This is a genomic window from Pseudomonas sp. FW300-N2F2, assembly GCF_017351655.1.
Lineage (GTDB): Bacteria > Pseudomonadota > Gammaproteobacteria > Pseudomonadales > Pseudomonadaceae > Aquipseudomonas > Aquipseudomonas fluorescens_AA.
The window spans coordinates 2,411,966-2,437,557 of record NZ_JACNDQ010000001.1; the positions used below are offsets into that span (position 1 = coordinate 2,411,966).

Here is a 25,592-nt window from a genome sequence, read left to right on the forward strand (position 1 = left end):
GTTGCCGTCAGGCGGGCTGTTCCTGCCGTTTGCACTCATCGAGGGGGCAACTGCTGCAATAGCCGACGCCGGGAAGGCGGTAGCGAATGCAGCAGATGCGCCTCAGGCGCTGCGGCTCGTCGTCACCGATATCGTGGTACTGCACGGGGGCGAACAACGGATTGCGCTGACCGTTGGGGCGCAGGCGGCTGGTCAGGATTTCTCTGGCCGGTGCGGTGCTGTCTGCGTTGGCGAGCGGGTGAAGGTCGATACGGCTGGTGACGAACTCGAAGGTATTGCCGGCATTGCTCCAGAACAACCGGGGCGACGCCCGGGAGGCACTGACCAGGGTTTCGATGACGGGCTCCAGATGGCCTTCGATCAGTGTGTGGAATCGTTCGAAGGCCGTGCAGGGCGGCAAGGGATGGCCCGCATGGGGCAGGTACAGCGCTTGTGGCCTCGCGTCATGGCCCAGTTGTATCCCCGTGTCGGCCAGGGCAAGCGGCAGATCGCATTGCTGGAGCAGGTTGGCCGCCATCACCGGTGCCAGGAATGTGCTGAAGTACCATTTGGACCACAGCGAGACCAGGGCCAGGCGCTCATCGGTTTTGTACCTTGCCTGCAGGTCGTCGACGAAGGCGCTGAAATGCCCAGGCTGGAAGAACCTGTCTCCCGGTACGCCCGTACGAGGATGGCTGCGCAGTTGCAGCTTTTCACCGTAGTCGGCGAGCGGACCGGTGAACAGCGGGGCAAGGCTGGGAATCATCGACTCATCCGTGGACCGCGAATTGAGAGAGGTTATCGTTCAGAAGGGCTCGAAGTATAAACAGGGTGTTGCCGTGATGCGACTGTTCAACGTCGAAATGAAATTTTGAGAAACAAGCATAAATTTTAGAATATTAATGAGAATCGATACCATTAGTATTGTATCGTATGATCCTTCCCGTCATACCCGTCAAGGAGCAAGCAATGAGTTTGGACAGTCCGGATACGCGCTTTCTGGTGGTCGTCAATGATCAAGAGCAGTACTCAATCTGGCCGGATTATCGAAGTGTGCCCACCGGCTGGCGCACGCTCGACGTGAGCGGCAGCAAGCAAGAGTGCCTGGACTATATCGAAAAGGTCTGGACCGATATGCGCCCGTTAAGCTTGCGCCAGGCCATGCAGGAACAAGGACAGGGCTGATCGCCCGCGACAGAGTTTCTTCACCTCAGGAATTCAATATGGAAAGCGTCCAGCCCCGTCTATCCTCCAGCGCAACCTTCACGCTGGAACAGTTTCGTCAGCAAGCGCCGCGTGAACTGAATACCAACCCGTATCTGCAACGCCAGGCCGCCCGTGAGTCGAATGCCCGGTCTTACCCGCGGCGTATTCCATTGGCGCTGCAGGAGGCCCATGGCCTCTATGTCCGCGACACCCAGGGTCAACTGTTCATGGATTGCCTGGCGGGGGCGGGGACTCTGGCGTTGGGGCATAATCACCCGGTAGCCATTGCGGCCATGCGCCAAACGCTCGACTCGGGCTTGCCGTTGCATACCCTGGATCTCACGACACCGGTCAAGGATCGTTTCGTCGAAGACCTGTTCAACGCGCTGCCGGAAAACTTTGCCCGTCATGCGCGCATCCAGTTTTGCGGCCCGACGGGGGCCGATGGCATCGAGGCGGCCTTGAAACTGGCCAGGACGGCCACCGGACGTAAACCGATCCTGTCGTTCTCTGGCGGCTATCACGGCATGACGCTGGGAACATTGAGCCTGATGGGCAACCTGGGGCCCAAGCAGGCCCTGGGTTCGCTGATGGCTGACGTGCAGTTCCTGCCATACCCTTATGACTACCGTTGCCCGTTCGGCATTGGCGGCGAAGCCGGTATCGATGCCGGCCTGCATTTTATCGAGCAACTGCTCAGCGACCCGGAGTCCGGCGTCTTGCCACCCGCGGCCGTGGTGGTCGAAATCGTGCAGGGCGAGGGAGGGGTGATTCCGGCGCCGATCCGGTGGCTCCAGGGCCTGCGCCAGTTGACTCGCAAGTTTGGCGTGGCGCTGATCATTGATGAAGTACAGACCGGCCTGGGCCGTACCGGCAAACTGTTTGCGTTCGAACATGCGGATATCGAGCCGGACATCCTCGTGCTCTCCAAGGCCATCGGCGGCGGCCTGCCGTTAGCCGTGATGGTGTACCGCGAAGAACTCGACACCTGGAAACCAGGCGCCCATGCCGGCACCTTCCGCGGCAATCAGATGGCGATGGCGGCGGGGGCTGCAACGCTACGTCACATCATCAGTGAAGACTTGCCTGGGCACGCCGAGGTCATGGGGCAACGATTGATGGGGCATCTGCGTCGGCTGCAAAGCGATTACGCGTGCCTGGGTCAGGTCCGCGGCCGAGGATTGATGGTGGGGGTGGAGATCGTCAGCGATACGCCGAGCGATAACCGTGTACCGGCAGCGGACACGGCCCTGGCCCAGTCCATCCAGCGTCAATGCCTGCGCCTGGGTGTCATTCTGGAGCTTGGCGGGCGCCATGGTGCCGTTGTGCGTTTCCTGCCGCCGTTGATTATCCAGCCCGAAGAAGTCGACGTGTTGGTTGAACTCTTCCACGTCGCTTTGGCCAATGCGCTGGCAGAAGTCAAGGGAAGGGCACTGCACATCGCGTAAAAACCTGGCGGTGACGCTTGAAGCAATGCCCCGACTTTTCGGGGCATTGTTTTTTGGGTGCGCTCGGCGGTGGGAGTGAGGCGGTATTCAACGCCTCACGGATGGCGTCTACCTCTGCGCTACGTTCCAACGAGGTATCTCTTGGACGCGTTGTTGTTCAATTCGAATCGGAGTCCTGATTCGATGCAACGAATGTCGCGTGGTGGCCTCATATGAAAACGAGCGGCGCTTCGGTTGGAGAGGGGCGACTGCGGTTTTTCATGACGGAGGTGATTGTGTCCATGACGGCAGCTGAGAAAAATCATGTCGACTGGCTGGTCGAACAATCGATGCTCAATGCTGCGAGGAAGCGCGCCAAGCTCTACTCGGGCCAGGGCCGAATGTGGCAGCAGCCCTATGCGCATACTCGGCCTCGCGACGCCTCGGCATTGGCTTCGGTGTGGTTCACCGCGTATCCGGCCTCCATCGTTACCCGCGAAAATGGCACTGTGCTTGAAGCGCTGGGGGATGAAACCTTATGGCATGCGCTGTCGAGAATCGGTATCCAGGGCATCCACAATGGCCCTTTGAAAAGGTCCGGTGGCCTTTCGGGCAGTGACTACACACCGACGATTGACGGCAATTTTGACCGCATCAGTTTCGACATCGACCCGCAATTGGGCACCGATGCGCAGCTGCAAGCGTTGACCCGAATGGCCGCGGCGCACAATGCGGTCGTCATCGAGGATGTCATCCCGTCTCATACCGGCAAAGGCGCGGATTTTCGTTTGGCCGAGATGGCGTATGAAGATTATCCGGGGCTCTACCACATGGTGGAAATCCGCGAGGAGGATTGGCCGCTGCTGCCCGACATTGCCGAGGGCCGTGATGCGCAGAACCTCACCCCGCAGCAGGTCGACGTTCTGCGGGACAAGCATTACATCGTCGGACAGTTGCAACGGGTGATCTTTTTCGAACCAGGGGTCAAGGAAACCGATTGGAGTGCGACACCGGTGGTGATGGGTGTTGACGGCAAGCCGCGCCGTTGGGTCTATCTGCATTACTTCAAGGAAGGGCAACCTTCGCTGAACTGGCTGGACCCTACCTTTGCCGCTCAGCAGATGATCATCGGGGACGCGCTGCATGCCATCGATGTCTCGGGGGCAAAAATCCTGCGCCTGGACGCCAACGGATTTCTTGGCGTAGAGCGCAAACTCGAGGGTACCGCCTGGTCCGAAAGCCATCCGCTATCGATCACCGGAAACCAGTTGCTCGCTGGAGCGATTCGCAAGGCCGGCGGCTTCAGTTTTCAGGAGCTGAACCTGACCGTAGACGATATCGCCGCCATGTCCCACGGTGGGGCGGATCTCTCCTACGACTTCATCACCCGACCCGCCTACCAGCATGCCTTGCTGATGGGCGATGCCGAATTCCTGCGCTTGATGCTGCGGCAGATGCACACCCTCGGCATCGATCCGGGCTCGCTGATTCATGCGTTGCAGAATCATGATGAGTTGACCCTGGAGTTGGTGCACTTCTGGACCCTGCACGCGCACGATACTTACCTCTATCAGGGGCAGACCTTTCCCGGCAGCATCCTGCGTGAGCACATCCGCGAGCAGATGTACGAGCGCCTCACTGGAGAGCATGCGCCCTACAATCTGAAATTCGTCACCAACGGCGTGTCCTGCACCACCGCGAGCATCATCACGGCGGCGCTGGGGATTCGCGATCTCGATGCCATTACGACGGCAGATGTCCAGCAGATTCGCCAGGTACATCTGCTGCTGGTGATGTATAACGCGATGCAACCCGGTGTATTCGCATTGTCTGGCTGGGACCTGGTCGGCGCGTTGCCGTTGCCGGCCGAACAGGTCGAGCATCTGATGGGCGACGGCGACACACGTTGGATTCACCGCGGTGCCTACGATCTGGTGGACCTTGGCCCTGATGCGGCATTGTCGGCCGGCCAGATGCCGCGGCCGAAGACCCTGTACGGCAGCTTGCCAAGCCAGTTGAAAGATCCGGATTCGTTCGTCTCGCAGTTGCGCAAGATCCTCGCTGCGCGCCGTGCCTATGACATCGCCGCCAGTCGCCAGATACTGATTCCGGACGTCGAGCATCCGGGGCTGCTGATCATGGTTCACGAATTGCCGGCCGGCAAAGGTACGCAAATCACCGCGCTGAACTTCGGTTCGACCCCGATCACTGAAACCCTGCACCTGCCCAATATCGCGCCCGGGCCGGTGGTCGACATCATCAATGAGCGGGTCGAAGGCGACCTTACGCCTGAGGGCGAATTCACCATCACACTGGATGCGTTCGAGGGGTTGGCGCTCCGGGTGGTGAGCAGCTCACCGATGATCTAGGGCTTGGGAAAGCGAGGTGGTTGATCGCTCAATCACCCACCCATGCCATAAGTTCTGGTCAGGCTTAGTCAAGGCTTTGTCTATGCTCTGCTCCGTCACCCATGGGGAAGAGCTGGCCTGGATAACCTGCAGCCTTGAGCCATCCGCTACGCTGATCGGAGCTGAGCTTCGATCGCTACCTTATCGATGACCGACCAGACCTCGCGGATCCTGCCGTCCTCGAACGCGTAGAAGACGTTTTCGGCGAAGGCGATGCGTGTCCCATTCACCGCCAGGCCCAGGAACTCCCCAACCGGCGTGCAATTGAAGGCCAGGCGAGCCGCCAACTTCGGTGGGTCGATCACCAGGAATTCAATTGCAAAGCGCAAGTCGGGGATCGCCCGATAATCCGCTTCCAGCATGCTTCGATAGCCGTGCAACCCTAATGGTCTCGCGTTATGAACCACATCCGGGTGCACAAAGTGACCTAGGTTTTCCCAGTCCTGTGCATTCAGGCAGGCGATGTAGTCGCTATAAAGATCGGCAAGGCTCGAGGTCATGGGGCTGATTCTCCTCTCTTTGTCCAAGGTCATACAGGCGTTGCGACGGCGATCGGAGAAAGAGGGCCCGCCGCTTGGCTGCTGGTTGTTTTAAGGCGGCTTAAGTTCTTCCCTCCCTATGACCGGCTACGAGGCTACGCGGTTTTTCCCCTCGTGCTTGGCTTTATACAGCGCGGCGTCCGCTGCTTGCAGCAATAGGGTTTGATCGGTCCCGTTACGCGTCGTCGAGGCCACGCCAAAGGATGCGGTAACGCTGAACGTCTGCATTCCATCCGTAGGGCTCATGCTTTCCAGCGAATCCCGGATGGATTCGGCTCGCAGGAGAGCGTCTTCAATGGAGCAATCCGGCAATATGATGATCAGCTCTTCTCCACCGAACCGGCAGGCGACATCGGTGGCTCTGATTGACTTCATGATCAAGGATGCCGTGCTTCGCAACACCGCGTCACCCGCAGAATGACCATGGATGTCGTTCAGTTTCTTGAAGTTGTCCAGGTCGAGCATGATGAGGCTAAGGTCTACTGCGTCTCGAGTGGCTTTGGAGAGTTCGCGCTTGAGAGTTTCTTCCATGAAGCGACGGTTATACAGGCCAGTCAGCGGGTCTTTAATCGACTGGACTTGCAGGACCTGGCGCATCCTGCCGTTCGCCAGCGCTAGCGCGGTTTGCTCCGCGGCAGCTTCCGCAAACTGGCGGTTGACTTCCTTATCGTCATTTCCGCCAGCATGCTGGATATGCAAGAGTCCCAATGTTTCTCCGTAGGCTATCAAAGGCAGGCACCAGTGAATGTCGCCATCGTCGAACTCTGATTTGTCTGAGTAGTGGGCGCAGCGCAGCTCATGACGATGTTCAACCACATGGGGATGGCCTCGACGTATGGCCCAACAGTCTTTGGGGCCGATGAGGACATCTGATTGAGCCTCGACGTGGCCCCAGCTTGCGGCCGGTTGCAAAGCATCAGCCGAATTGCGGTACAGGTATAGCGTTCCACTACTGCCGTCCAGCAACTGTTGGCAATAAGTGCTGACCAGCTGGAGCGTTTCCTCTTGGCTCATTTCCGTCTGCAGCAGGCGAGCCATTTCTGCGAGCAAGCCTATTTCCGCGTTGCGCCGCTCAAGGTTTTTCAGGCTTTTGCTCAGTTGGGTGCTTGAAGAAAGCGCGCTAGCCGTCGATTCGGCTTGGCGTTTTATGGTCTGGCGCATGGACACGTAGATGAAACGGCCCAGCACAAGCGTAAGCAGGAAGCTTGCAATGGAAACGGCGACGGCCCAACGCAGGTTGGCGTTAAGCTGGTTGTCCAGAACAGCCACCTCCTCGATTTCTGCTTGAATCAGCTCGCTCCCCAGGTCGCGGACCTGGTCCATGAGGTGCTTGCCGTTACCCGTAGCGATTTCGGCCACCGTCGCAGCGGAACCTTGGGTGCCGCGCAGCTTGATCACCATGTCCAGGTGGTCCAGCTTCAGTGCGGACTTCTCGATGAAGTCCTCCACCTTGGCAATTTCAGCGGCCGAATCGTTTCGATAGTTTTCACGAAGCAGCTTGATCGCGTCGGGAAGCTGCGACGTGGCGATGTAATAAGGGCGAAGAAATGTCTCCATCCCCGTTAATGCATACCCGCGTTCGCCTGTCTCCGCATCCACGAGCAAACCTTGTACCGTGCGGATGCCGTCCAGCTGCTTTTCTACCAGGTTGCGGTCGTTACGCGTTTCGTTCGTCCAGAACAGGGTAAACGGACCTACTGCGGCCGTGACGGACATGACCAATGTGGCAGTAGCTGCTGCGAGGAGAAGTCTGGGTGTGCGATGGGGCATCGTCAGCTCCAATGGGATTCACATCTTATCGGCGAGCAAGGTTAATGGCGTAGGTGTATCACGCTAAAACCGTTAGACGGTCAAAAGATTGCATATCCGCTGATCAGAAACTTCGGCCCGCGCCGATTCAAGTGGTGTCGGCTACAGTTCCTTGTATCCGCAGGGATGTATCACGACCGCCACGGAATATTGATCATGACGAAACGCCCTCCGTTCCAATCGCTCGGCTGCGCCGAATGCCGCAACCATGAAGCGTTGGGGTTTGATTTCACCATGGCCTTCCAGCCTATCTTCAACGTCCGGACACGTGCTGCGTTTGCTTATGAGGCGTTGGTCAGAGGCATCAATGGCGAATCGGCTGGCTACATCCTGGGGCTCGTCAACGACAGCAACCGCTACCGATTCGACCAGGCTTGCCGGGTGAAGGCCATCGAAGAAGCCGCAAGGCTGGGGCTGCTGGACATTCCCGATTGCTTGCTGAGCATCAATTTCCTGCCCAACGCCGTATACCGGCCAGAGACGTGTATCCGGGCCACTCTGGAAGCGGCGCGCCTGACCCATTTTCCGCCAGAAAGGCTTATGTTCGAAGTGACCGAAGGCGAGAAGGTGGTAGACCCTGAGCATCTCAAATCGATTTTCGTGGAGTACGAGCGCCAGGGGTTCATTACCGCCATCGACGATTTTGGCGCGGGCTATTCGGGCCTTAACCTGCTGGCCATGTTCCAGCCGCAGGTGCTGAAGATTGACATGGCATTGACCCGAAACATTGATCGAGACTCGGTCAAACAAGCGATCGTCGAAGGAGTCATCCTGGTCGCCAGGCGCTTGGATATCCTGGTCATCGCCGAAGGTGTCGAGACCCGTGAAGAAAGCTCGACGCTGCTAGGCATGGGTATCGAACTGATGCAGGGATATTTGTATGCAAGGCCCGCGGTCGGTCATCTGCCGGCTGGATGCTTCGATGACGGTGTGCAGTAAAGTGTGCGGTAAAGGCGGGCTCGAATCCATAGGTTCGCTACGGCAGGCGTGCTTCACGATCCCATGCAGTTATCCAAGAAATCCGTGAGTATGTCTGTGGATAACCGCGCTGATGCCAAGTGGGCAGGGGGGTTGAACGGGCGCTCAAAAAATGTACAGGCAGGTTGGCATCACCTCCCGCCGTAGGCCATTGAGTTCAGGGCTGTCAGCGGAGGCAGGCGACTAGTAGCCCTCAATCGCTTGAGTCACGAAGTGGCCGGCCAACGGTGATCTTCGCTGCGATCAAATACGAGCAGGCCCCGCAAAGTGCGGAGACTGTCCGAATGACTCGATCAGAAGCTCTGTGAGCATTCGTATCTTCCGTGCCGGATGCTGGCCTGGCGGACGGACCACGTATACACCTGCCGGGGGTGGTGGATACCGGGTCATGATCGGCACGAGCGCCCCTGAGTTCACATGTTCATAAGTCAGGCAATCCGGCAGGTACGCGATTCCGAGTCCCGCGGTTGCGGCAGCCACGAGCGCTATGCCGTTGTCCGCCTTGAAGCGGCCCTGCGGACGAACCGTGATGACCTTGTCACCCACCATGAATTGCCACGCTTCGGTCCCCTGCAGGAGAGCCTCATGGGCCATGAGCTCGTCCGGTGTCTCTGGTGCCCCATGCGCTTTTATGTAGCCTGGGCTCGCGACGAGCTTGGTGTAGATCGGGCCGATTTTCCTCGCGATCAAATTGGAATCGGGGAGGTACCCGACGCGTATCGCACAATCGAACCCCTCGGCAATGAGATCAACGAAGCGATCGCTGTAGCAGGTCTGGATATGAAGCTCGGGGTGACGGTGTGCCATTTGCGCGAGCATGGGCGCGAAATGGGTCGGGCCAAAAGACAGCGGCGCCGCGACGCGTAAGCGACCACGAAGGGCGCCTGTCGGCAGGATCGTTTCTCTGGCTGCCTCGATTTCGGCGCAGACCCTGGCCGCATAATCTCGGAACGTGGCCCCGGCTTCAGTGAGGGCGGCCCCGCGGGTGGATCGTGCAAGCAACTGGATGCCAAGTTCCGCTTCAAGCCGGGCGAGCCTGCGGCTGACGATCGACTTGGATACGCCAAGCCGGAGCGCCGCAGGCGAAACGCCCCCTGCGTCAGCCACTTCCACGAATGTTTGCAGCTCTTCTATATCCAAGTCAGCGTTCCTCCTTGTGCGACACAGCTAGCCTCGTGTTGCGACTACTGCGTCGAAAATGGGAACAGCATAATCCTCGCTTCCGGGCAATGTCGCCAGTGGCGCAGGTTGCCTGGAAACCCAAATCCACTGACAACATCAGTAGACACTTCGTCAGGGCCATGCCCGTCCATACGAGTGAGCGTTGGCTCTCTGGCACACGTGCATCACAACTGAGAACAGGACCAGACAATGACAAGCGAGACTATTCGCAACCCCCATACCGACCAACTCTTATCGCCTGAGAATTGCGCGCTGATCATCATCGATTATCAGCCGATCCAGGTCTCCTCGATTCGCTCGATGCCCCGTGACGAGCTCGTTTTCAACATCACGAGCGTTGCCAAGGCGGCCATCAACTACAACCTTCCTATCATCCATTCGACGGTCAACGTCGCGACCGGTCGCAACAAACCGCCGATTCAAGCGTTGCGGGATGTGCTCGGCCATCTGCCGACTTATGACCGCACCTCGATCAATAGCTGGGAGGACACTGAGTTCAAGCAGGCGGTCAAGGCAATCGGCCGTCGCAAGCTCATCATGACCGCGCTCTGGACCGAAGCCTGCCTGACGTTCCCAGTACTGGACGCAATCCAGGAAGGCTATGAGGTGTATGTGCCGGTCGATGCGGTCGGTGGCACGTCAGTCGCCGCGCACGAGGCCGCCCTTCGTCGAATCGAGCAGGCGGGCGCGAAACTCATCAGCCGTGTGCAGATGTACTGCGAGCTCCAGCGCGACTGGGCACGGGAGTCGACTGTCCCGGGCTTTATGGGTGTCTTCGAAAACTTCGACGGTTTTAACGCTGAGAAGGCGCTCTAGAAGGCGACTCGGCACAACTCAGGAAGCTGTAAACAGGATGGGGGTGGCGCTTGCGAAAGTCGCCACCTTCAGACCGCGTAGAGTTTTTTAGGTCGGACATTCAATCCGGCTGAAACGGCGATGCGCTGAGCACCACGCCAGTTTCGTCGACGTACTGCTGCCAATGGCCAATCAAAGTGGCCAGTCTGTCCGGCTGACTCAGCGCCAGGTCATGGATTTCGCCCGGGTCCTGGCCCAAGTCATACAGCTGCCAGGTCGCCGGCCCTGCGGGGCCGGGGATGTACACGGCTTTCCACTGGCCCTGGCGAATCGCGCGGCGGCCAAACAGCTCCCAGCCGGTGACCGTGTGTTCGTCGTGCACCTCGCCGGTCTCGCCCGACAGGAAGCCCAGCCACGATTTGCCGCGCAATGGCGCCACGGGCTTGCCGCGCCACTGTGTGCCGGGATGACGTACGCCGGCCAGGTCCAGAATGGTCGGTGTGATGTCCATCACTGTGCCGAACCCATGGCTGATGCGCCCCTTGAGCGACAGCTGGGGATAATGCACCAGCGCGGGCACACGAATCCCACCCTCGGTGGTAAATGCCTTGAACAACCGCGACGGCGCCGTTGCCACCTGCGCCCACGACGGCCCGTACCAGACGTAGGAGTTGGCGCGGCCGATGTTGTCCAGGCTGTTGTCGTAATGCTGGTTGAGGTAGGTCAGCAACTGCGGCCCGAACTTGGGGAAGGCCTCCAGCAACGCACCTTCGGCACCGTTATCGGACATGAACACAATGAACGTATTGTCCAATTGCCCTTGTTGGCGCAGGTACTCCACCACCCGGCCGATGTTCCAGTCCATGCGCTCGACCATCGCCGCATACACTTCCATCGCACGGGCCGACACCTGGCGCTGCTCGTCGGTCAGGGCGGCCCATTGGGTGTTCAATTCGATCAGAGGGTGGGGCTCGACATCGGCGTCGATCAGCCCCAAGGCCTTGAGTTTTGCCAGGCGCTCCAGGCGTAGCACTTCGGGGCCGGCGTCGTAGCGGCCACGGTATTTTTCAACGATGTCGGAGGGTGCCTGTAACGGCCAGTGCGGTGCGGAAAACGGCAGGTAGGCAAAGAATGGCCGGGCCTGGTCGCGCTCCTTGAGGTACTGCAGCAGTTTGTCGCCAAAGGCATCGGAGGAATAGAAGTCCTTGGGCAGTTGCTCGACGAAGGTGTCGTCCTCGATATACAGCGCCGGCGTGGATTTGAGCAGGCCCGGCGTGTGCTCGTCATAGGTCGGTTCGAAACCGTAGTGGTTGGCCGCCCCTGGCAACAACGAGAACGAACGCTCGAAACCACGAGCGTGAGGCGCCAGTTCGGCGGTCAGGCCCAGGTGCCATTTGCCGCTCATCAGTGTCTGGTAACCGGCTTCGCGCAGCAGCTCCGGCAGTGCCGCTACCTTATCGTTCAGGTAGCCCTCGTAGCCGGGCTTGCCGATCAGCTCCGGGGTGAGGGCCTCGGCCATGGTGCCGATGCCGGCGATATGGTGGTCGGTGCCGGTGAGCAGCATCGAGCGCGTTGGCGAACAGGTGGGCGCGGTGTGGAAATCGGTCAGACGCAGGCCATTCAGCGCCAGGGCGTCCAGGTGCGGCGTGGCAATTTCCCCACCAAACGCACCCAGGTCGGAGAAACCCATGTCGTCGGCCAGGATCACTAGAAAATTGGGACGTTGCGGCATCAAGGCGCTCCTCGTTAGCAGGCAGTCTTTCAGCAGGCGATAAAGGCCAGGGGCAGGTCGCGGATCTGTTCGCGCACCGGTGGCTGGTAATGGTCATCGCTGGTCAACTCGTGCAGCAGCTCTTCACGCAACTGGTGGAATTCGAAGCTGCTGCGTTGGCGTGGATGGGGCAGGGCAACGTCGACGACTTGCTTGATTCGCCCAGGCCTCGGCTCCATCACCACCACACGGTCGGCGAGAAAAATCGCTTCTTCCACATCGTGGGTCACCAGCACCGTAGTGATCTTGGCGCGGTCACGAATCGCCAGGAGTTCGTCCTGCATCTGTTGGCGGGTCAGGGCGTCGAGGGCGCCGAAGGGTTCGTCCAGCAGCAGGATGCGCGGGCTGGCCACCAGGCCCCGGGCAATCGCCACCCGTTGCGCCATGCCGCCGGATAACTGGTGAGGATAGGCACGGGTGAAGTCGCTGAGGCCCACCAGCTCGATAAAATCGCTGATACGCCGGTTACGTTCAGCCTGGCCGATGGGCTCGTTGACCAGCCCCAGGCCGATATTCTCCGCGACGGTCAGCCAAGGAAACAAACGGTGCTCCTGGAACACGATGCCGCGCTCGCCGCCGATGCCGCTGACCGTTTGGCCGTCGACGCGAATCTCGCCGCTAAACTGGGTGTCGAGCCCCACCAGCAGGCGCAACAGGGTGGATTTGCCGCAGCCGCTGGAGCCGACAATCGCGACGAATTCGCCTTCGGCGATGTCCAGGTTGAATTCACGAATAGCCTCCAACTCGAAGCCGTCGACGTCGAAGGACTTGCCCACATGGTTGAAGCTGACAATCGGTGCGTTCATGCGTGTCTCCAGCGGGTAGCACGGGTTTCGATGCGTTGGCCGATCAAGTTGAGGGCTGCGCCGGTGAGGCCGACCAGGAGCATGCCGCTCATGATCAGGTCCATGCGCAGCAGTTGTTGGGCGCCGATCATCAGGCTGCCGATACCGCCGTTGGACGGCATGAAATATTCTGCACCGATGGTGCCCAGCCAGGCGTAGATCAGGCTCAGGCGCAGGCCGGCGAAAATCCCCGCGGCAGCGCCTGGCAAGATCAGACGGCGCAGCCGCTGGGCCAGACTCAGACGCAGCACCTGAGCGGCCTCGCTGAGCTGTGGCGAGAGGTTCAGCACGCTGCGTTGGGTGGCGATGAGCAGCGGGAAAAACGCCGCGAGGGCGATAAACACCCACTTGGTCAACTCACCCAGACCAAACCAGGCGGTGAGCAGCGGTACCCAGGCGAAAATCGCGATCTGACGCAGGGCTGCCAGGGTCGGTCCCAGCACTCGTTCGCTGCGCCGCGACAGCCCAAGCCACAGGCCCATGGCAAAGCCCAGGCCGCCGCCGAGCAGCAACCCGCCCAGGGTGCGTTTCAGGCTTGTGCCCAAGGCGCCGCTCAGGCTGCCGTCCAGTGCGCCGGCGACGGTGGTGTGCAGCACGAGCCAGGGGCTGACCAGAATGTTTGCGTCTACCCAAGCCTGTTGCGTCGCCACCTGCCACAGACTCAACAGCAGCAGGGGCAGCAGCCACGGTTGCAGGCGCTGCCAGCCTTGATAGCGCGGGCCGCGTCGAATCTGCGCGGTGGCCGGGTGCGGCCAGTGCACCCATTTTTGGTCCAGCCAGCCAATGCCGCGATCCATCACCACGCCGAGTACGCCGATGATCACGATGCACACGAAGACGATATCGAGCATGAACAGTTGGCGCGCCCAGACCATCAGGTAGCCGATGCCTTCGCTGGAGGCCAGCAACTCCACCGCCAGCAATGAGGTCCAGCCGGCCGCCAGGGCCAGGCGTACGCCGGCCATGAATGCAGGCAGTGCGGCGGGCAGGATCAGGCGGCGGATCAACAGGTGGGTGGGCAGGCGCAGTACGCGGGCGGCTTCACGTAAATGGGGTTGGGCGTCGCGTACGCCCACCAGGGTATGCAGGGTCACGGGCACCACGATCGCCTTCACCAGCACCACCAGTTTCAGGGTTTCGCCGATGCCGAAAAACACCATGAACAACGGGATCCAGGCCAGCGTCGGCACTTGCGACAACGCACTGAACGTCGGAAACACCAGGCGCTCGGCGCGCGCACTGAAGCCTAGCAGTGCCCCCAGCAACGCCCCACTGCCAATGCCCGCCAGCAGCCCCCAGGACAGGCGTTGCAAGCTGATTGCCAGATGGCTCCACAGCTCGCCGCCGGCCAGTTCCACCGCGCTGCTCCATACCAGCGACGGCGGTGGCAGAATCTGTTCGCTCATCCAGTGATGGCGGCTGCCCAGCCACCACAGCGCGAAAAGCGCCAAAGGCAGCAGCCATGGCAGCAGGCGTTCATTGATTACCGGCCAGTGCGGCTTGGCGCTGGGGGCCGCGAGCGGTAGGCTCAAAAGTGAAATTCGGGCCATGGAAGACCTCCGTTGTCGCCAATGGCGTTATGTGATTTTGATCTTATAAAAATGCAATCAAGATGATTGAGGGATAAGAAAATCATTTAAAGCCTCTGCCCTGCACGCATCCAATGCATTCGAAGAATATTTTCGATGCTGTTTATGCATAGTCCTCTGGGGCCGGCGTTTTAACTTGCATAGGTCTAAAAGCTATTAAAGTGTGAATTTATAGTATTTAAAGTTTTGCTCAGCGTGTGCCTACTTTCTGCTCCCCAGGCGACCCTCGCCCACAAGGAGCTGCGCTTATGAAATTGCCTTTTAAACGTCTGATCACTCTGTTCGCGGGCACTGCGTTGGCCGGGCTGGTGCATGCTGCCGAACTCAAGGAAATCCGCATTGCCGTGCCTGACCTCAGTGCCGGCAGCCAGCACAGTGGCGGTGGCATAACGGATGTGTTGCGCGAGCAGCAGATCTTCGAGAAAGCCTTTGCCGACCAGGGCATCAAGATTCAGTGGAATTACTTCAAGGGCGCGGGCCCGGTGATCAACGAAGCCTTCGCCAATGGCCAGGTGGACCTGGCCTACCTGGGCGATCTGGCCGCGATCATCGGTCGCTCCAATGGCCTGGATACCCGCCTGCTCAGTGCCACCGCACGGGACCTCAAGCAGTACCTCGGCGTGGTGCCGGGCTCGGGTATCAAGACCTTGCAGGACCTCAAGGGCAAGCGTGTCGCGGTGTTTCGCGGCACGGCCAGCCAGTTGTCGTTCGACGCCGCGTTGGCCAGCCAGGGCTTGAGTGAAAAGGATCTGAAAATCATCAACCTGGATTACAACGCAGCCGGTGCCGCCTTGGCCGCCAAGCAGATCGACGCCACCTGGGGCGGCTCGAACTTGACCGCATTGCAAGCCAAGGGGCTGGCGGAAATAGCGTTGACCACCAAGGACCTCGGTGGCGCCGGCAGCGTGCAGGCGGTTCTGGTGGGCAGCAAACAGTTCGTCGACGAGCACCCCGACGCGGTGGCCAAGCTGCTCAAGGTCCAGCAGCAAGCGGTGCAATGGTTGACCGATGACAACAACAAGCAGGCCTACATTCAACTGGTGTCGGGGCGGGCCAGCTACCCACCGCTGATCCTGACCAATGACTTGAAAGACCAGGCCCTCAGCGAGATCTTCCTGTCGACCCTGGACCCGGTGTTCCTGGGCAAATTACAGGGGGCGGTCGACCTGGCGTCGAAGGAAAAGCTGATTCGCAGGCCGTTCCAGGTGAGTGATTGGGTGGCGCCGAACCTGGCCTCGGCAGGGCTCTGAGTCTGGTGGTGTCCGGGGTATCGCTTTCGCGAGCAAGCTCGCTCCCACATTCGACTACATTCATCCTGACGAAACGCGGTCGGAGGTGGGAGCGAGCTTGCTCGCGAAGAGGCCGGTCAGACCGCCACGCTGATGGCCTGCTGATCCACCTCCAGCAACGTCTCGATCATCGCCTTCGCCGCTGGCGACAAGCGTGAACCGGTGCGGCTGACGATGCCGCAGCGGGCGCTCAGGGTGTCCATGTTCTGTGGCAGGTTGCGCCAGTGCAGCAGTACCAGCGTGCCTTGGGCGATGTCGTCGGCGAAGGCTTCCTCGGTGCCCACGCCGATGGCATTGGACTGCAGCACGATCTTGACCAGCGCCGGGAAATGTTCGGTCTGGATGCTCGGTGAGAAATCCATGCGCCCGCTGAGGTTCGCCAGCAGTTTGCGAACGCCCTGGGAGATCAGCGGTGCCGCCAGTGGGTAATCGAACATGTCGTTGGTCGACAGGCTGTCCTTGGCCAACAGCGGGTGCCCAGGCCGGCAGAAGAACACCCCACGCTTGGGCGTCAGCGCGCGGGTCTGGAAATTCGGGTCGGTTTCGAACTGACGAATGTCGGCGATAAAAAATTCGATCTCTTCTCGGCTCAGGGCGCGGCTGAGTTTTTCCCAGTTATCCACCTGGAAACCGGTGCGGATTTTCGGGTGGGCGGTGATAAAGCGCGCCACGGCGTCGGGCACCAGTTTCACGGCGGGTGCCGGGCCACAGCCGAAGCGCAGGTCGCCGGCGTCGAGCTTGGTCATGCGTGTCACTTCACTGCTGAGCAAGGCTGCGCCATGCACCAGGGTCAGTGCGTGTTGCAGTACCACCTGGCCCTCGGGGGTAGGGCGCAGATCCTTGTGGCCACGGTCCACCAGTACGCAGCCGAATTCCTGTTCCAGCCCCTGGATGCTGCGGCTGAACGCTGGCTGGGTGATGCCCATGGCGTCGGCCGCGCGTACGAAACTGCGGTGTTCGTTAAGGGCGATGAAATAGCGCAGTTGGCGAAGATCCATATGCTTTCCCTGCATTTTAAAAATAGGTCGAAGGCATTTGCGACCAAGGGAGCAGAGGTTTTAAATGCAAGCTCTTATTCCGTCAACGATGCATCCGTTAATTTGCTAGATCAAAATTGCATATTGATAGAGCGTTGCCGGGAAACGTTCCCACCATCAGCAGGCACATGAGGGTCACCACAATGAGCAACGCCGCATTAGCTGTTCAACCCATTGCCCAGGTACTGGACATTCACCCGGTCGCTGGCCGCATCGGTGCCGAGATCCGCGGCATCAGATTGTCCGGTGACTTGGATGCCGCCACCGTCGAAGCCATCCAGCAGGCGCTGGTGCAGCACAAGGTGATCTTCTTCCGCGACCAGACCCACCTCGATGACCAGAGCCAGGAAGCCTTCGCCCATCTGCTCGGCGAGCCTATTGCCCACCCGACGGTGCCGGTACGCGACGGTACGCGGTTCCTGATGGAACTGGACGGTACGCGCGGCCAGCGCGCCAATTCCTGGCACACCGACGTGACTTTCGTCGACGCCTACCCAAAAGCCTCGGTGCTGCGTTCGGTGCTGGCGCCCAAGTCCGGTGGTGACACCGTGTGGGCCAACACCTCCAGTGCCTATAACGACCTCAGCGCGGAGTTGCGCGCATTGGCCGATACCCTGTGGGCAGTGCACAGCAACGAATACGACTACGCCGCGATCAAGCCGGATGTGTCCGTAGAGCGGCTTGAGGAATACCGCAAGGTGTTCACGTCGACGGTGTACGAAACCGAACACCCGGTGGTGCGCGTGCACCCGGTCAGCGGCGAGAAAACCCTGTTGCTGGGGCATTTCGTCAAACGCCTCAAAGGGTATTCGCAGGCGGATTCGACCCAACTGTTCAACCTGTTGCAAAGCCACGTCACGCGTCTGGAAAACACCGTGCGCTGGCGCTGGAGGAGCGGTGACGTGGCGATCTGGGACAACCGCGCCACCCAGCATTACGCCGTGGACGACTACGGCACCCAGGAGCGTATCGTGCGCCGGGTCACCCTCAAGGGCGATGTGCCGGTGGGCGTGCAAGGGCAGTCGAGCAAGACCACCAAGGGTCTCTAAGCCGGCGCAGACTCGACTGTGTGGGCAATGTGGCCCTCGCCACAGGAATCTCACCCCATTGATTCGCGTCGTTTACCAGACGCCGATTTGCACCACTTTCTCCGCCTCCGGCTCACCATAACGAAACCGTTGGCCACGCAGATCGATCTCTGTGTGGCTGATGGTGGTGCGCCGCTTCAGCCCGCGCAGCCACTCGAACAGATACCCCAGATGGGTTTCGCGGACCTCGGCAAAGGCCGGGTCGCTGCCCAGGTCGTGCAGTTCCTGCGGGTCGTTTTCCAGGTCGAACAGCTGTGGACGAAAGCCGTCATAGGCCAGGTACTTCCAGCGTTCGCTGCGCACCATGGTCATGCGGCAGCGGTCGATGGGTTGTGCCAGGCGCTCGCGGGCCGGGGCCTGGAAGGCGTAGTCGTATTCGGCGATGGCGTAGCGGCGCCAAGTGATGTCTTGAGCGTGCAGCAGCGGGATCAGCGAACGGCCTTCCAGGCGGTGGTCGGCAGCGGGCAGGCCCAAGGCGTCGAGGAAAGTCGGCAGGGCGTCGATGGTTTCGACCAGGCGTGCGTCCACCGTGCCACGGCTGATATCGGCAGCGGCCCGCGGGTCACGCACGATCAGCGGAACGCCCACCGCAGGCTCCAGCAAAAATTCTTTCTCGCCCAGGAAGTGGTCGCCGAGAAAGTCGCCATGGTCGCTGGTGAACACGATCAACGTGTCGTCCCAGCGGCCATTGCTTTGCAGAAAATCGAACAAGCGCCCGAGTTGATCGTCGATCTGTTTGATCAGCCCCATGTAGGTGGGAATCACCGTGAGCCGCACCTCGTCACGGGAAAAGTTCAGGCTCTCCTGATGCTGGAGGAACGCTTGATACACCGGGTGATCGCTGGTTTGTCCAGGCTGTATGGGCGCCTGGATATGCTCGGCCCCGTACAACGCGTGATAGGGCGCCGGGGCGATGTAGGGCCAGTGCGGCTTGATGTAGGACAGGTGCAGGCACCACGGTCGCTCGGCTTGCTCGTGGATAAAGTCGATGGCGCGGTCGGTGGTGTAGACGGTTTCCGAGTGCCGCTCGGCGACTCGCGCGGGTCGCCCGGCGTTGCGCATGTGCCAGCCGCTGAGCACCTCGCCGTTTTCACCTTCTGCCGCGTTCGCCCATTCGTGCCACGGGTTGGTGCCGCTGTAGCCCTGCTCGCGCAGGTAATGGGTATAGGGCGCGGACTCGCGTTTGTCGTCGAACAGCGGGCTGTCGGGGTAAATGCCATCGTGACGAAAGTAGGCGTCGAAGCCGACTTCATTCAGCGGCTCGGCCTGCGCGCTGTCGGGGTCGATATTCAGCCGCTGCAAGGCCTCCAGGTTGGGCGTGGCGTGGGTCTTGCCCACCAGCGCCGTGCGGATGCCGTGGGGGCGCAGGTAGTCGCCGATGGTCAGTTCCTCCAGGGGCAACGGTACCGCGTTCCACGCCACCTGATGGCTGCTGACGTAGCGCCCGGTATAGGCCGACATGCGCGAGGGGCCGCAGATGGTGCCCTGGGTATAGGCGCGGCTGAAACGCACACCGGCGGCGGCCAGGCGGTCGATGTTCGGTGTATGCAGATGGGCGTGACCGTAGCACGACAGGTAATCGCGGCGCAGTTGGTCGCACATGATGTACAGCACGTTGCGGACGGTTTGGGGGGGAGGCATAGGGCTTCACCAAGCGGAGGAGAGGTGAGGTTTTTCGCCGTTCGGAGGGTGGGCTGGCAAGTGCATTTGGGGACTGGGTTTGATGCAGTCAATGCATCGGTGTTGCTGCCAACGCTTTCGCGAGCAAGCTCGCTCCCACATTTGGAATGCGTACAAATGTGGGAGCGAGCCTGCTCGCGAAAGCGCCGGTTCACACAGCGAGGTTCTCCAGTGCGCACACATCCTCATCCAGCTCATCGATCTGCTTGATCTGCTCGATCATCGCCTCCGCCAACGGCGACAAGCGATACCCCGCACGGCTGACGATACCGTAGCGGGTGTAACGCTCCTCCAGGTCTTCGGCCAGGCCATCGATCGTCAGGCATATCAACTCGCCGCGCGCCATGTGCAGCACATCACTGTTGGCGCTGACGATGCCGATGGCGTCGGAACGCAGCACCACGCCCATCAGGCTGTAGCCGTTCTCGCATTCGACGTTGGGCAGGTAATCGGGCCGTCCACTGAGGTCGACGATGACCTTGCGCAGGTTCGGCGGGCGAATGGTCACGGCCAGTGGGTAACTCATCAGTTGCGCGGCCGTCACGCTGGGTTGCTGTGCCAGCGGGTGGCCGGCGCGGCAGCAGAAATACCATTTGCGCGGCCGCAAGCGGTAGGTGTGGTAGTCCGGGTGGGCTTCGAAGTGGCGGGTGTCGGCGACGAAGAATTCGAATTCTTCGCTGAGCAGGCGTTTGCCCAGGCTTTGCCAGTCATCCACCTGGAACTGCACACGGGCCCTGGGGTAGCGCCCGATAAAACTGCCTATGGCGCGGGGTATCAATCCCGCCGCCGGCGCCGGGCCGCAACCGAAACGCAATTCGCCGGCTTCCAGGCTATTGAATTGGCTGATCTCGTTGGCCAGTTGCTGCGCGCCACTGACCAGGCGCCGGGCATGTTCGAGCAATACCTGGCCTTGTTTGGTAGGCGCCAGGTCTTTGCGGCCGCGATCCACCAGTTGGCATCCGGCGCTGTGCTCCAGGGCCTGGATGCTGCGACTGAACGCCGACTGCGACAGGTTCACCGTCAATGCTGCTGCGACAAAACTGCGTTGTTCGGCAAGGGCGATGAAGTGGCGGAGTTGGCGCAGATCGATATGCATTTTTCACATCAAAAATATCGGGGAAATGCATTGGCTATGCATTAGGTCGACTCCTTATAAAGGCTATCTCTTATGCAGTAAATGTTCGTAAAAACATAAATAAATAACCTTATGGAATATCTGATGGTGGATATTTCCGGGTTCCGGAGCCGCTTATGAGTCTGTTGAAGCCCGCTGTACCTTGCTCTCCCTGGAGGCTCAAACGCCTGCCCCTGGCCATGTTGCTGGCGGGCAGTGCCAGTTGGACACCCAGCCACGCGGCCGAACCGGCACCCTCGGGTGAAAGCGCCAGCGGCCAACTGGAAACCGTCACGGTGACTGCCCGGCGGCGTACGGAAAGCGCCCAGGAGGTGCCCACGCCGATGAGTGTGATCGGCGGCCAGGCCCTGGAAAGCCAGCGGGTCTATCGGATTCAGGATTTGCAGCAACTGGTGCCCAGCGTCAACGTGGCCTACATGCATGCGCGCCAGTCCAGCGTGTCGATTCGCGGCCTGGGCAACAACCCGGCCAGCGACGGGCTGGAAGGCAGCGTGGGCTTGTATATCGACAACGTGTACCTCGGCCGGCCGGGGATGGCGGTGTTCGACCTGATGGACATCGAACAGCTCGAGGTGCTGCGTGGCCCCCAGGGCACGTTGTTCGGCAAGAACACCACGGCCGGCGTGATCAATATCAGCACCCGCGCACCGAGTTTCACCCCGGAGCGCAGCATCGAAACGTCGCTGGGCGAGGACGGTTACTTCCAGACCAAGGGCACGATCTCCGGCCCGCTGACCGATGAACTGGCGGGGCGTTTCTCGGCCTATCGCACGCGCAGCGACGGCGACATCAAGAACGAATACGACGGCCATGACCTCAACGGTGGCTCGCGCCAGGGCTTTCGCGGGCAACTGCTGTACAAGCCCAGCGAAGCGTTCAACCTGCGCTGGATCGGCGACTACAACGAAGAGGACTCCAGCGCCGGGACCCGCGTGCTGTACAGCACCGGGCCGACCATCAATGGCACCAACCTCTACCAGTCGCGGGCGGCCGCTGCGGGGGCAACCCTGGTGGACGGCACCCATCGCAAGGTCAACCTGGACAGCGACCAGCACGTCACCGTGTTCCAGGGCGGCACCTCCCTGGAAGCCAACTGGACGTTGCCCAGCGATTTCACCCTGACCTCGGTCAGTTCCTATCGCTTCTGGAATTTCACCCCGCGCAACGATGACGGCCTTAACGTGCCGGCATCGTATAACGGCGGCGTGTCGGTGGAAGACAAGCAGTGGTCCCAGGAATTTCGCCTGGCATCGCCCGCTGGTGGCTTCTTCGACTACGTGCTGGGTGCCTACTACTTCGGCAACTCGCTGGACAACAAATCCTTCGTCTCTTACGGACCCCAGGCGGATATCTGGAACGGCACGCCTGCAGGCGCATTGGCCAACGTCAGCACCGTGGGTAACGGGCACATCCGCACCGACAGTTTCGCCCTGTTCGCCCAAGGCACCTGGCACCTTACCGAACGCCTGGATTTCACCGCAGGCTTGCGCGGTACTTATGAAGAAAAAAGCGCCTGGGTGACGCGTAACAGCCCAGTGGGCGGTGCGGCCGTCACGGGCGCTGCCGCGACGGCTCGACGTAATCGCACCGGTGCCTATGACTCCGGCGACCTCACGCAATACAGCGCCAGCCCTTCGGGCTTGCTCAACCTGAGCTACCGCTTGAACGACAACCTGCTGGGCTACGCGACCCTGTCCCACGGCGAGAAGTCCGGTGGGGTCAACCTCGTGGTCGGCTCCGCACCGACTGCCGGGGCGGACTCGCTGCTGGTCGGCACCGAGCGCGCCAACAACGCCGAGCTGGGTTTCAAAAGCACATTGTGGGACCGGCGCCTGCAGCTCAATGCCAACCTGTTCTGGACCCAGGTCAACGGTTACCAGACCAACGCCTATGATCCGGACAATCGCGTGCAGTACCTGACCAACGCAGGTTCCGTGCGCTCGCGCGGCGTGGAAGTGGAAAGTACCTGGCTGCCGATCAAGGGCCTGACGCTGAACCTCAACGGCTCGTTCAACGATGTGCGTTACCTGAGCTACAAGGACGCGCCGTGCCCACCGGAAGTCAGTCTGCGCCCAGGGGCGCCGGCTTCCTGCGACCTGAGCGGGCACCAAGTGGTGGGGGCGTCGAAGTGGATCGCCAATGCCAACGGCGAGTACAAGTGGAACCTGGATAACGGTTTCGAACCCTACGTCACCGGCAGCTATGCCTTCCGCTCCAAGGCCGTGGGCACGGTGGAGGATTCCGACTACGGACAGATTCCCGCCTACGCCGTGGTCAACCTGTCCACCGGTTTGCGCGGCAACTATGAGCAGGGGCAGTGGGACGTGTCGCTGTGGCTGAAAAACGCCTTCGACAAAACCTATTACACCACCCTGTGGACCGGCGGTAACGGCGGCTACGAAGGCCTGCTGGGGAGCCCGCGCACGCTAGGGGTGACCGGACGCTACGACTTCTAGCCCATGGGATAGGTGGCCGGCTTGAACACCCGTGTCACCCGCAGCATCGTCAGCGCCGTCACTCGTGTGCGCAAACAACCCTGTCGAGCCATGCCTTTAATGAATATTTTGCATGCCTAAAAAAGCATCGAAAAACCTTGTTACGGCGCCAGGCCACGCGGGCCGTGGCTTTAGCGTATGCGTGAATTTCAGTTATTCATTTTTGATCTATGTATAACTTTAAAGATTACTTTAAGAGATAAGCGTCTAGCCCCGATCATTTAGCCCTCGACGGCCTTCCACGCAGGCCTGTCGATTTCTGTTTCAAAAACCGTAGGGAGTGAATCAATGGGCAATGTCCAAGCCGCCGCCAGTGCGCATGAGGCGCAATGGCGCCACGCACCGGGTGGTGAGTTGGTCGACCTTGGCCGGCCGCATCGTGCGCCGTTGGGGCAGCTGCGCTTGCAGCGTACCCCCATGCGCTTTTCGAGCCGGCGCGAAGGGATTCTGCTGGGGTTGCTGGTATTAGCCCTGCACGGTGCGGTGATTTATTGGGTGAGTCAGAAGCCCACCCTGGTGCTGCCGATTGTGCCGCCGGAAATCCCACCGATGACCATCGAATTTTCCCAGCCCGCGCCGCCGGTGGTCGAACCGCCGCCGCCCGTGCCGCCACCACCGCCGCCACCTGTGGTCGAGCCACCGCCGCCAGTCGTGGATGAGTTGGCCGCCAAGCCGGCACCGAAACCCAAACCGGTACCCAAGCCAGTACCCAAGCCTGTGCCTAAACCGGTCGCCAAACCGGTGGAGCAACCGCCTGCGCCTCCCACGCCTGCGCCACCGGCTCCCGCGCCAGTCGCAGCCCCCGCACCGGCTCCGGTAACGCCCGCTTCGGCCAACGCCGCGTACCTGAAGAACCCGGCGCCCGAATACCCATCATTGGCCCAGCGCCGGGGTTGGGAAGGCACGGTGTTGTTGCGGGTGCAGGTACTGGCCAGCGGCAAACCGGGTGAGATCCAGATCCAGAAAAGCAGCGGTCGCCAGCAACTCGACGACGCTGCGCTGGCCGCTGTGAAGCGTTGGAGCTTTGTGCCGGCCAAGCAGGGCGATGTGGCCCAGAACGGCTGGGTCAGCGTACCTATCGATTTCAAGATTCACTAACTATTGCTGCGGGGTGTTGCACACGCCGCGGTCTGTCCAGAGGGAAAACATCATGGCATTAGCATCTCCACTTGAATCCATCGAAAGCGCGGTGATCTGGCTGCTGGTGGCCTTTTCGGTCGCAACCTGGGGCCTGGCCTTGCTCAAGGGCGTGCAGTTCGGTCGTCTAAAGGCCCAGGATCGCAAGTTCCACAAACAGTTCTGGGCGGCGTCGAGCCTTGACTCGGCCGCTGAACTGGCCGAAACCCAACCCGGCGCCGCTGCCCGTGTGGCCCAGGCCGGTTATGCCGCGATCCAGGTTGGTGATGCCCCCCACGCTGCCGACCTGAGCCAGGCCATCAACCACCAGGACCGCCTCGAACGCGCCCTGCGCCAACAGATCGTACGGGAGCGCCGCTCCCTGGAAACCGGCCTGGCCGTGGTCGCCAGTATCGGTAGCACCTCGCCGTTCATAGGCCTGTTTGGCACCGTTTGGGGGATCATGGAAGCGCTCAAGGGCATCAGCGCTGCCGGTTCCGCCAGTCTGGAAACCGTAGCTGGGCCGATTGGTGCGGCGCTGGTCGCCACGGGCGTGGGTATCGCCGTCGCGGTTCCTGCGGTGTTGGTCTACAACTACTTCCTGCGTCGCCTGAAACTCACGGCTGCCGACCTCGACGACTTTGCCCACGACTTCTACAGCCTCGCGCAGAAAAATTCATTCCGCGTGCTGCTGCACCCAGCGCTGAACAAGGCCCGTGCCGGCAACCCGCAGAAAGTGAAGGAGGCGTCCTGAGATGGCTTTCTCTACACAAGACAACGATGAGGTGCTGAGCGAGATCAACGTCACGCCACTGGTGGACGTGATGCTGGTGCTACTGGTGGTGTTTATCGTCACCGCGCCGCTGCTGACCAATGCCATTCCCATCAATTTGCCAAAGACCGAGTCAGTGGCGCCCGTGGAACAGAAAGACCCGCTGGTGGTGAGCATTGACGACAAGGGCAAGGTGTTCATCAACAAGGACGAGATCCAGGCGGATTTGCTGGAGTCGAACCTGCAAGCCGCCAAGGCGAAAAACCCGGATGTACGCGTACAATTGCAGGCGGACAACGGGGTGAACTATGGCGAGGTTGCCCGGGCCATGGCATCCATCGAGCGTGCGGGGATCAGCAAGTTGTCGGTGATAACGGCGAAATAGGATCGGGCGCTTGTCTTGGGTTCCTGGCGTACATCTCTCGAACGACGGGCTACATAGAACGTTTGAC

At 60.7% G+C, this 25,592-nt stretch carries 21 protein-coding genes; 11 read left to right on the top strand and 10 right to left on the bottom strand.

The genetic code is table 11. From position 1 onward, the window contains the following. Positions 1-7: 7 nt before the first annotated feature. A complete protein-coding gene (gene fhuF, locus J4E63_RS10590; RefSeq protein WP_207281905.1) occupies positions 8-745 on the bottom strand; it encodes a siderophore-iron reductase FhuF in 738 nt (245 codons plus the stop codon). Between the two features lie 203 nt (positions 746-948). Between fhuF and J4E63_RS10595 the strand changes: the two genes are divergently transcribed. From J4E63_RS10595 to treS, 3 genes are all read left to right on the top strand, one after another. Continuing rightward, positions 949-1,164: an MbtH family NRPS accessory protein gene (locus tag J4E63_RS10595; protein ID WP_207281906.1), complete on the top strand. Its 216-nt coding sequence runs from the start codon at positions 949-951 to the stop codon at positions 1,162-1,164. A 38-nt stretch (positions 1,165-1,202) separates the two neighbouring features. Continuing rightward, positions 1,203-2,633 (top strand): diaminobutyrate--2-oxoglutarate transaminase, encoded by a 1,431-nt coding sequence (locus tag J4E63_RS10600; protein WP_207281907.1) that lies wholly within the window; start codon positions 1,203-1,205, stop codon positions 2,631-2,633. Positions 2,634-2,914: 281 nt separating this feature from the next. After that, positions 2,915-4,981, top strand: coding sequence for a maltose alpha-D-glucosyltransferase (treS, locus tag J4E63_RS10605; protein WP_207281908.1), 2,067 nt, complete (start codon positions 2,915-2,917; stop codon positions 4,979-4,981). 146 nt (positions 4,982-5,127) lie between these two features. Here treS and J4E63_RS10610 read toward each other — a convergent pair whose 3' ends face one another. Beyond that, positions 5,128-5,520, bottom strand: a complete 393-nt coding sequence (locus J4E63_RS10610) for an ester cyclase (RefSeq protein WP_207281909.1) — start codon at positions 5,518-5,520, stop codon at positions 5,128-5,130. 126 nt (positions 5,521-5,646) lie between these two features. Then, the gene (locus J4E63_RS10615) at positions 5,647-7,329 is read right to left on the bottom strand and encodes a diguanylate cyclase (RefSeq protein ID WP_207281910.1); all 1,683 of its coding nucleotides are present in this window, start codon (positions 7,327-7,329) and stop codon (positions 5,647-5,649) included. A gap of 195 nt (positions 7,330-7,524) precedes the next feature. Between J4E63_RS10615 and J4E63_RS10620 the strand changes: the two genes are divergently transcribed. Continuing rightward, positions 7,525-8,307: an EAL domain-containing protein gene (locus tag J4E63_RS10620; RefSeq protein WP_207281911.1), complete on the top strand. Its 783-nt coding sequence runs from the start codon at positions 7,525-7,527 to the stop codon at positions 8,305-8,307. 282 nt (positions 8,308-8,589) lie between these two features. Here J4E63_RS10620 and J4E63_RS10625 read toward each other — a convergent pair whose 3' ends face one another. Further along, a complete protein-coding gene (locus tag J4E63_RS10625) occupies positions 8,590-9,486 on the bottom strand; it encodes a LysR family transcriptional regulator (protein WP_207281912.1) in 897 nt (298 codons plus the stop codon). 231 nt (positions 9,487-9,717) lie between these two features. Between J4E63_RS10625 and J4E63_RS10630 the strand changes: the two genes are divergently transcribed. Then, entirely contained in the window at positions 9,718-10,344 is a 627-nt protein-coding gene (locus tag J4E63_RS10630; protein WP_207281913.1) for a hydrolase, read from the top strand. A gap of 100 nt (positions 10,345-10,444) precedes the next feature. On the opposite strand, the gene J4E63_RS10635 is transcribed toward J4E63_RS10630, so the two are convergent. The 3 genes from J4E63_RS10635 to J4E63_RS10645 are packed head-to-tail and all read right to left on the bottom strand — an operon-like array spanning position 10,445 to position 14,489. Beyond that, positions 10,445-12,055, bottom strand: coding sequence for an arylsulfatase (locus J4E63_RS10635; RefSeq protein ID WP_207281914.1), 1,611 nt, complete (start codon positions 12,053-12,055; stop codon positions 10,445-10,447). Positions 12,056-12,084: 29 nt separating this feature from the next. Then, positions 12,085-12,900 carry an ABC transporter ATP-binding protein gene (locus tag J4E63_RS10640; protein ID WP_060742880.1) on the bottom strand — a complete coding sequence of 272 codons (816 nt, stop codon included), beginning with the start codon at positions 12,898-12,900 and terminating at the stop codon, positions 12,085-12,087. After that, positions 12,897-14,489 carry an ABC transporter permease gene (locus tag J4E63_RS10645; RefSeq protein WP_207281915.1) on the bottom strand — a complete coding sequence of 531 codons (1,593 nt, stop codon included), beginning with the start codon at positions 14,487-14,489 and terminating at the stop codon, positions 12,897-12,899. Before J4E63_RS10645 ends, J4E63_RS10640 begins: the two co-directional genes overlap by 4 nt. Positions 14,490-14,776: 287 nt before the next feature. On the opposite strand from J4E63_RS10645, the gene J4E63_RS10650 reads away from it, so the two are divergent. Then, entirely contained in the window at positions 14,777-15,778 is a 1,002-nt protein-coding gene (locus J4E63_RS10650) for an ABC transporter substrate-binding protein (RefSeq protein ID WP_207281916.1), read from the top strand. Positions 15,779-15,894: 116 nt separating this feature from the next. Here J4E63_RS10650 and J4E63_RS10655 read toward each other — a convergent pair whose 3' ends face one another. After that, a complete protein-coding gene (locus J4E63_RS10655) occupies positions 15,895-16,815 on the bottom strand; it encodes a LysR family transcriptional regulator (protein ID WP_207281917.1) in 921 nt (306 codons plus the stop codon). A 182-nt stretch (positions 16,816-16,997) separates the two neighbouring features. Here J4E63_RS10655 and J4E63_RS10660 point away from each other — a divergent pair, with 182 nt between their 5' ends. Next, the gene (locus J4E63_RS10660; protein ID WP_207281918.1) at positions 16,998-17,903 is read left to right on the top strand and encodes a TauD/TfdA family dioxygenase; all 906 of its coding nucleotides are present in this window, start codon (positions 16,998-17,000) and stop codon (positions 17,901-17,903) included. 72 nt (positions 17,904-17,975) lie between these two features. On the opposite strand, the gene J4E63_RS10665 is transcribed toward J4E63_RS10660, so the two are convergent. Beyond that, a complete protein-coding gene (locus tag J4E63_RS10665; protein ID WP_207281919.1) occupies positions 17,976-19,583 on the bottom strand; it encodes an alkaline phosphatase family protein in 1,608 nt (535 codons plus the stop codon). Positions 19,584-19,773: 190 nt separating this feature from the next. Then, a complete protein-coding gene (locus tag J4E63_RS10670) occupies positions 19,774-20,718 on the bottom strand; it encodes a LysR family transcriptional regulator (protein ID WP_207281920.1) in 945 nt (314 codons plus the stop codon). 155 nt (positions 20,719-20,873) lie between these two features. On the opposite strand from J4E63_RS10670, the gene J4E63_RS10675 reads away from it, so the two are divergent. The 4 genes from J4E63_RS10675 (at position 20,874) to J4E63_RS10690 (ending at position 25,525) form a co-directional block, all read left to right on the top strand. After that, positions 20,874-23,213: a TonB-dependent receptor gene (locus J4E63_RS10675; protein WP_207281921.1), complete on the top strand. Its 2,340-nt coding sequence runs from the start codon at positions 20,874-20,876 to the stop codon at positions 23,211-23,213. A gap of 327 nt (positions 23,214-23,540) precedes the next feature. Continuing rightward, positions 23,541-24,350 carry an energy transducer TonB gene (locus J4E63_RS10680; RefSeq protein ID WP_207281922.1) on the top strand — a complete coding sequence of 270 codons (810 nt, stop codon included), beginning with the start codon at positions 23,541-23,543 and terminating at the stop codon, positions 24,348-24,350. 52 nt (positions 24,351-24,402) lie between these two features. Beyond that, positions 24,403-25,122 carry a MotA/TolQ/ExbB proton channel family protein gene (locus J4E63_RS10685; RefSeq protein ID WP_219738604.1) on the top strand — a complete coding sequence of 240 codons (720 nt, stop codon included), beginning with the start codon at positions 24,403-24,405 and terminating at the stop codon, positions 25,120-25,122. 1 nt (position 25,123) lies between these two features. Then, on the top strand, positions 25,124-25,525 hold the full coding sequence (locus J4E63_RS10690) for a biopolymer transporter ExbD (RefSeq protein WP_092203032.1): 402 nt from the start codon (positions 25,124-25,126) through the stop codon (positions 25,523-25,525). Positions 25,526-25,592 lie beyond the last annotated feature (67 nt).

What these genes read in the sequence shown, in the direction of transcription:
- fhuF (WP_207281905.1), bottom strand. Translation starts at nt 745, where the DNA reads ATGATTCCCAGCCTTGCCCCGCTGTTCACCGGTCCGCTCGCCGACTAC.
- J4E63_RS10595 (WP_207281906.1), top strand. Translation starts at nt 949, where the DNA reads ATGAGTTTGGACAGTCCGGATACGCGCTTTCTGGTGGTCGTCAATGAT.
- J4E63_RS10600 (WP_207281907.1), top strand. Translation starts at nt 1,203, where the DNA reads ATGGAAAGCGTCCAGCCCCGTCTATCCTCCAGCGCAACCTTCACGCTG.
- treS (WP_207281908.1), top strand. Translation starts at nt 2,915, where the DNA reads ATGACGGCAGCTGAGAAAAATCATGTCGACTGGCTGGTCGAACAATCG.
- J4E63_RS10610 (WP_207281909.1), bottom strand. Translation starts at nt 5,520, where the DNA reads ATGACCTCGAGCCTTGCCGATCTTTATAGCGACTACATCGCCTGCCTG.
- J4E63_RS10615 (WP_207281910.1), bottom strand. Translation starts at nt 7,329, where the DNA reads ATGCCCCATCGCACACCCAGACTTCTCCTCGCAGCAGCTACTGCCACA.
- J4E63_RS10620 (WP_207281911.1), top strand. Translation starts at nt 7,525, where the DNA reads ATGACGAAACGCCCTCCGTTCCAATCGCTCGGCTGCGCCGAATGCCGC.
- J4E63_RS10630 (WP_207281913.1), top strand. Translation starts at nt 9,718, where the DNA reads ATGACAAGCGAGACTATTCGCAACCCCCATACCGACCAACTCTTATCG.
- J4E63_RS10635 (WP_207281914.1), bottom strand. Translation starts at nt 12,055, where the DNA reads ATGCCGCAACGTCCCAATTTTCTAGTGATCCTGGCCGACGACATGGGT.
- J4E63_RS10640 (WP_060742880.1), bottom strand. Translation starts at nt 12,900, where the DNA reads ATGAACGCACCGATTGTCAGCTTCAACCATGTGGGCAAGTCCTTCGAC.
- J4E63_RS10645 (WP_207281915.1), bottom strand. Translation starts at nt 14,489, where the DNA reads ATGGCCCGAATTTCACTTTTGAGCCTACCGCTCGCGGCCCCCAGCGCC.
- J4E63_RS10650 (WP_207281916.1), top strand. Translation starts at nt 14,777, where the DNA reads ATGAAATTGCCTTTTAAACGTCTGATCACTCTGTTCGCGGGCACTGCG.
- J4E63_RS10655 (WP_207281917.1), bottom strand. Translation starts at nt 16,815, where the DNA reads ATGGATCTTCGCCAACTGCGCTATTTCATCGCCCTTAACGAACACCGC.
- J4E63_RS10660 (WP_207281918.1), top strand. Translation starts at nt 16,998, where the DNA reads ATGAGCAACGCCGCATTAGCTGTTCAACCCATTGCCCAGGTACTGGAC.
- J4E63_RS10665 (WP_207281919.1), bottom strand. Translation starts at nt 19,583, where the DNA reads ATGCCTCCCCCCCAAACCGTCCGCAACGTGCTGTACATCATGTGCGAC.
- J4E63_RS10670 (WP_207281920.1), bottom strand. Translation starts at nt 20,718, where the DNA reads ATGCATATCGATCTGCGCCAACTCCGCCACTTCATCGCCCTTGCCGAA.
- J4E63_RS10675 (WP_207281921.1), top strand. Translation starts at nt 20,874, where the DNA reads ATGAGTCTGTTGAAGCCCGCTGTACCTTGCTCTCCCTGGAGGCTCAAA.
- J4E63_RS10680 (WP_207281922.1), top strand. Translation starts at nt 23,541, where the DNA reads ATGGGCAATGTCCAAGCCGCCGCCAGTGCGCATGAGGCGCAATGGCGC.
- J4E63_RS10685 (WP_219738604.1), top strand. Translation starts at nt 24,403, where the DNA reads ATGGCATTAGCATCTCCACTTGAATCCATCGAAAGCGCGGTGATCTGG.
- J4E63_RS10690 (WP_092203032.1), top strand. Translation starts at nt 25,124, where the DNA reads ATGGCTTTCTCTACACAAGACAACGATGAGGTGCTGAGCGAGATCAAC.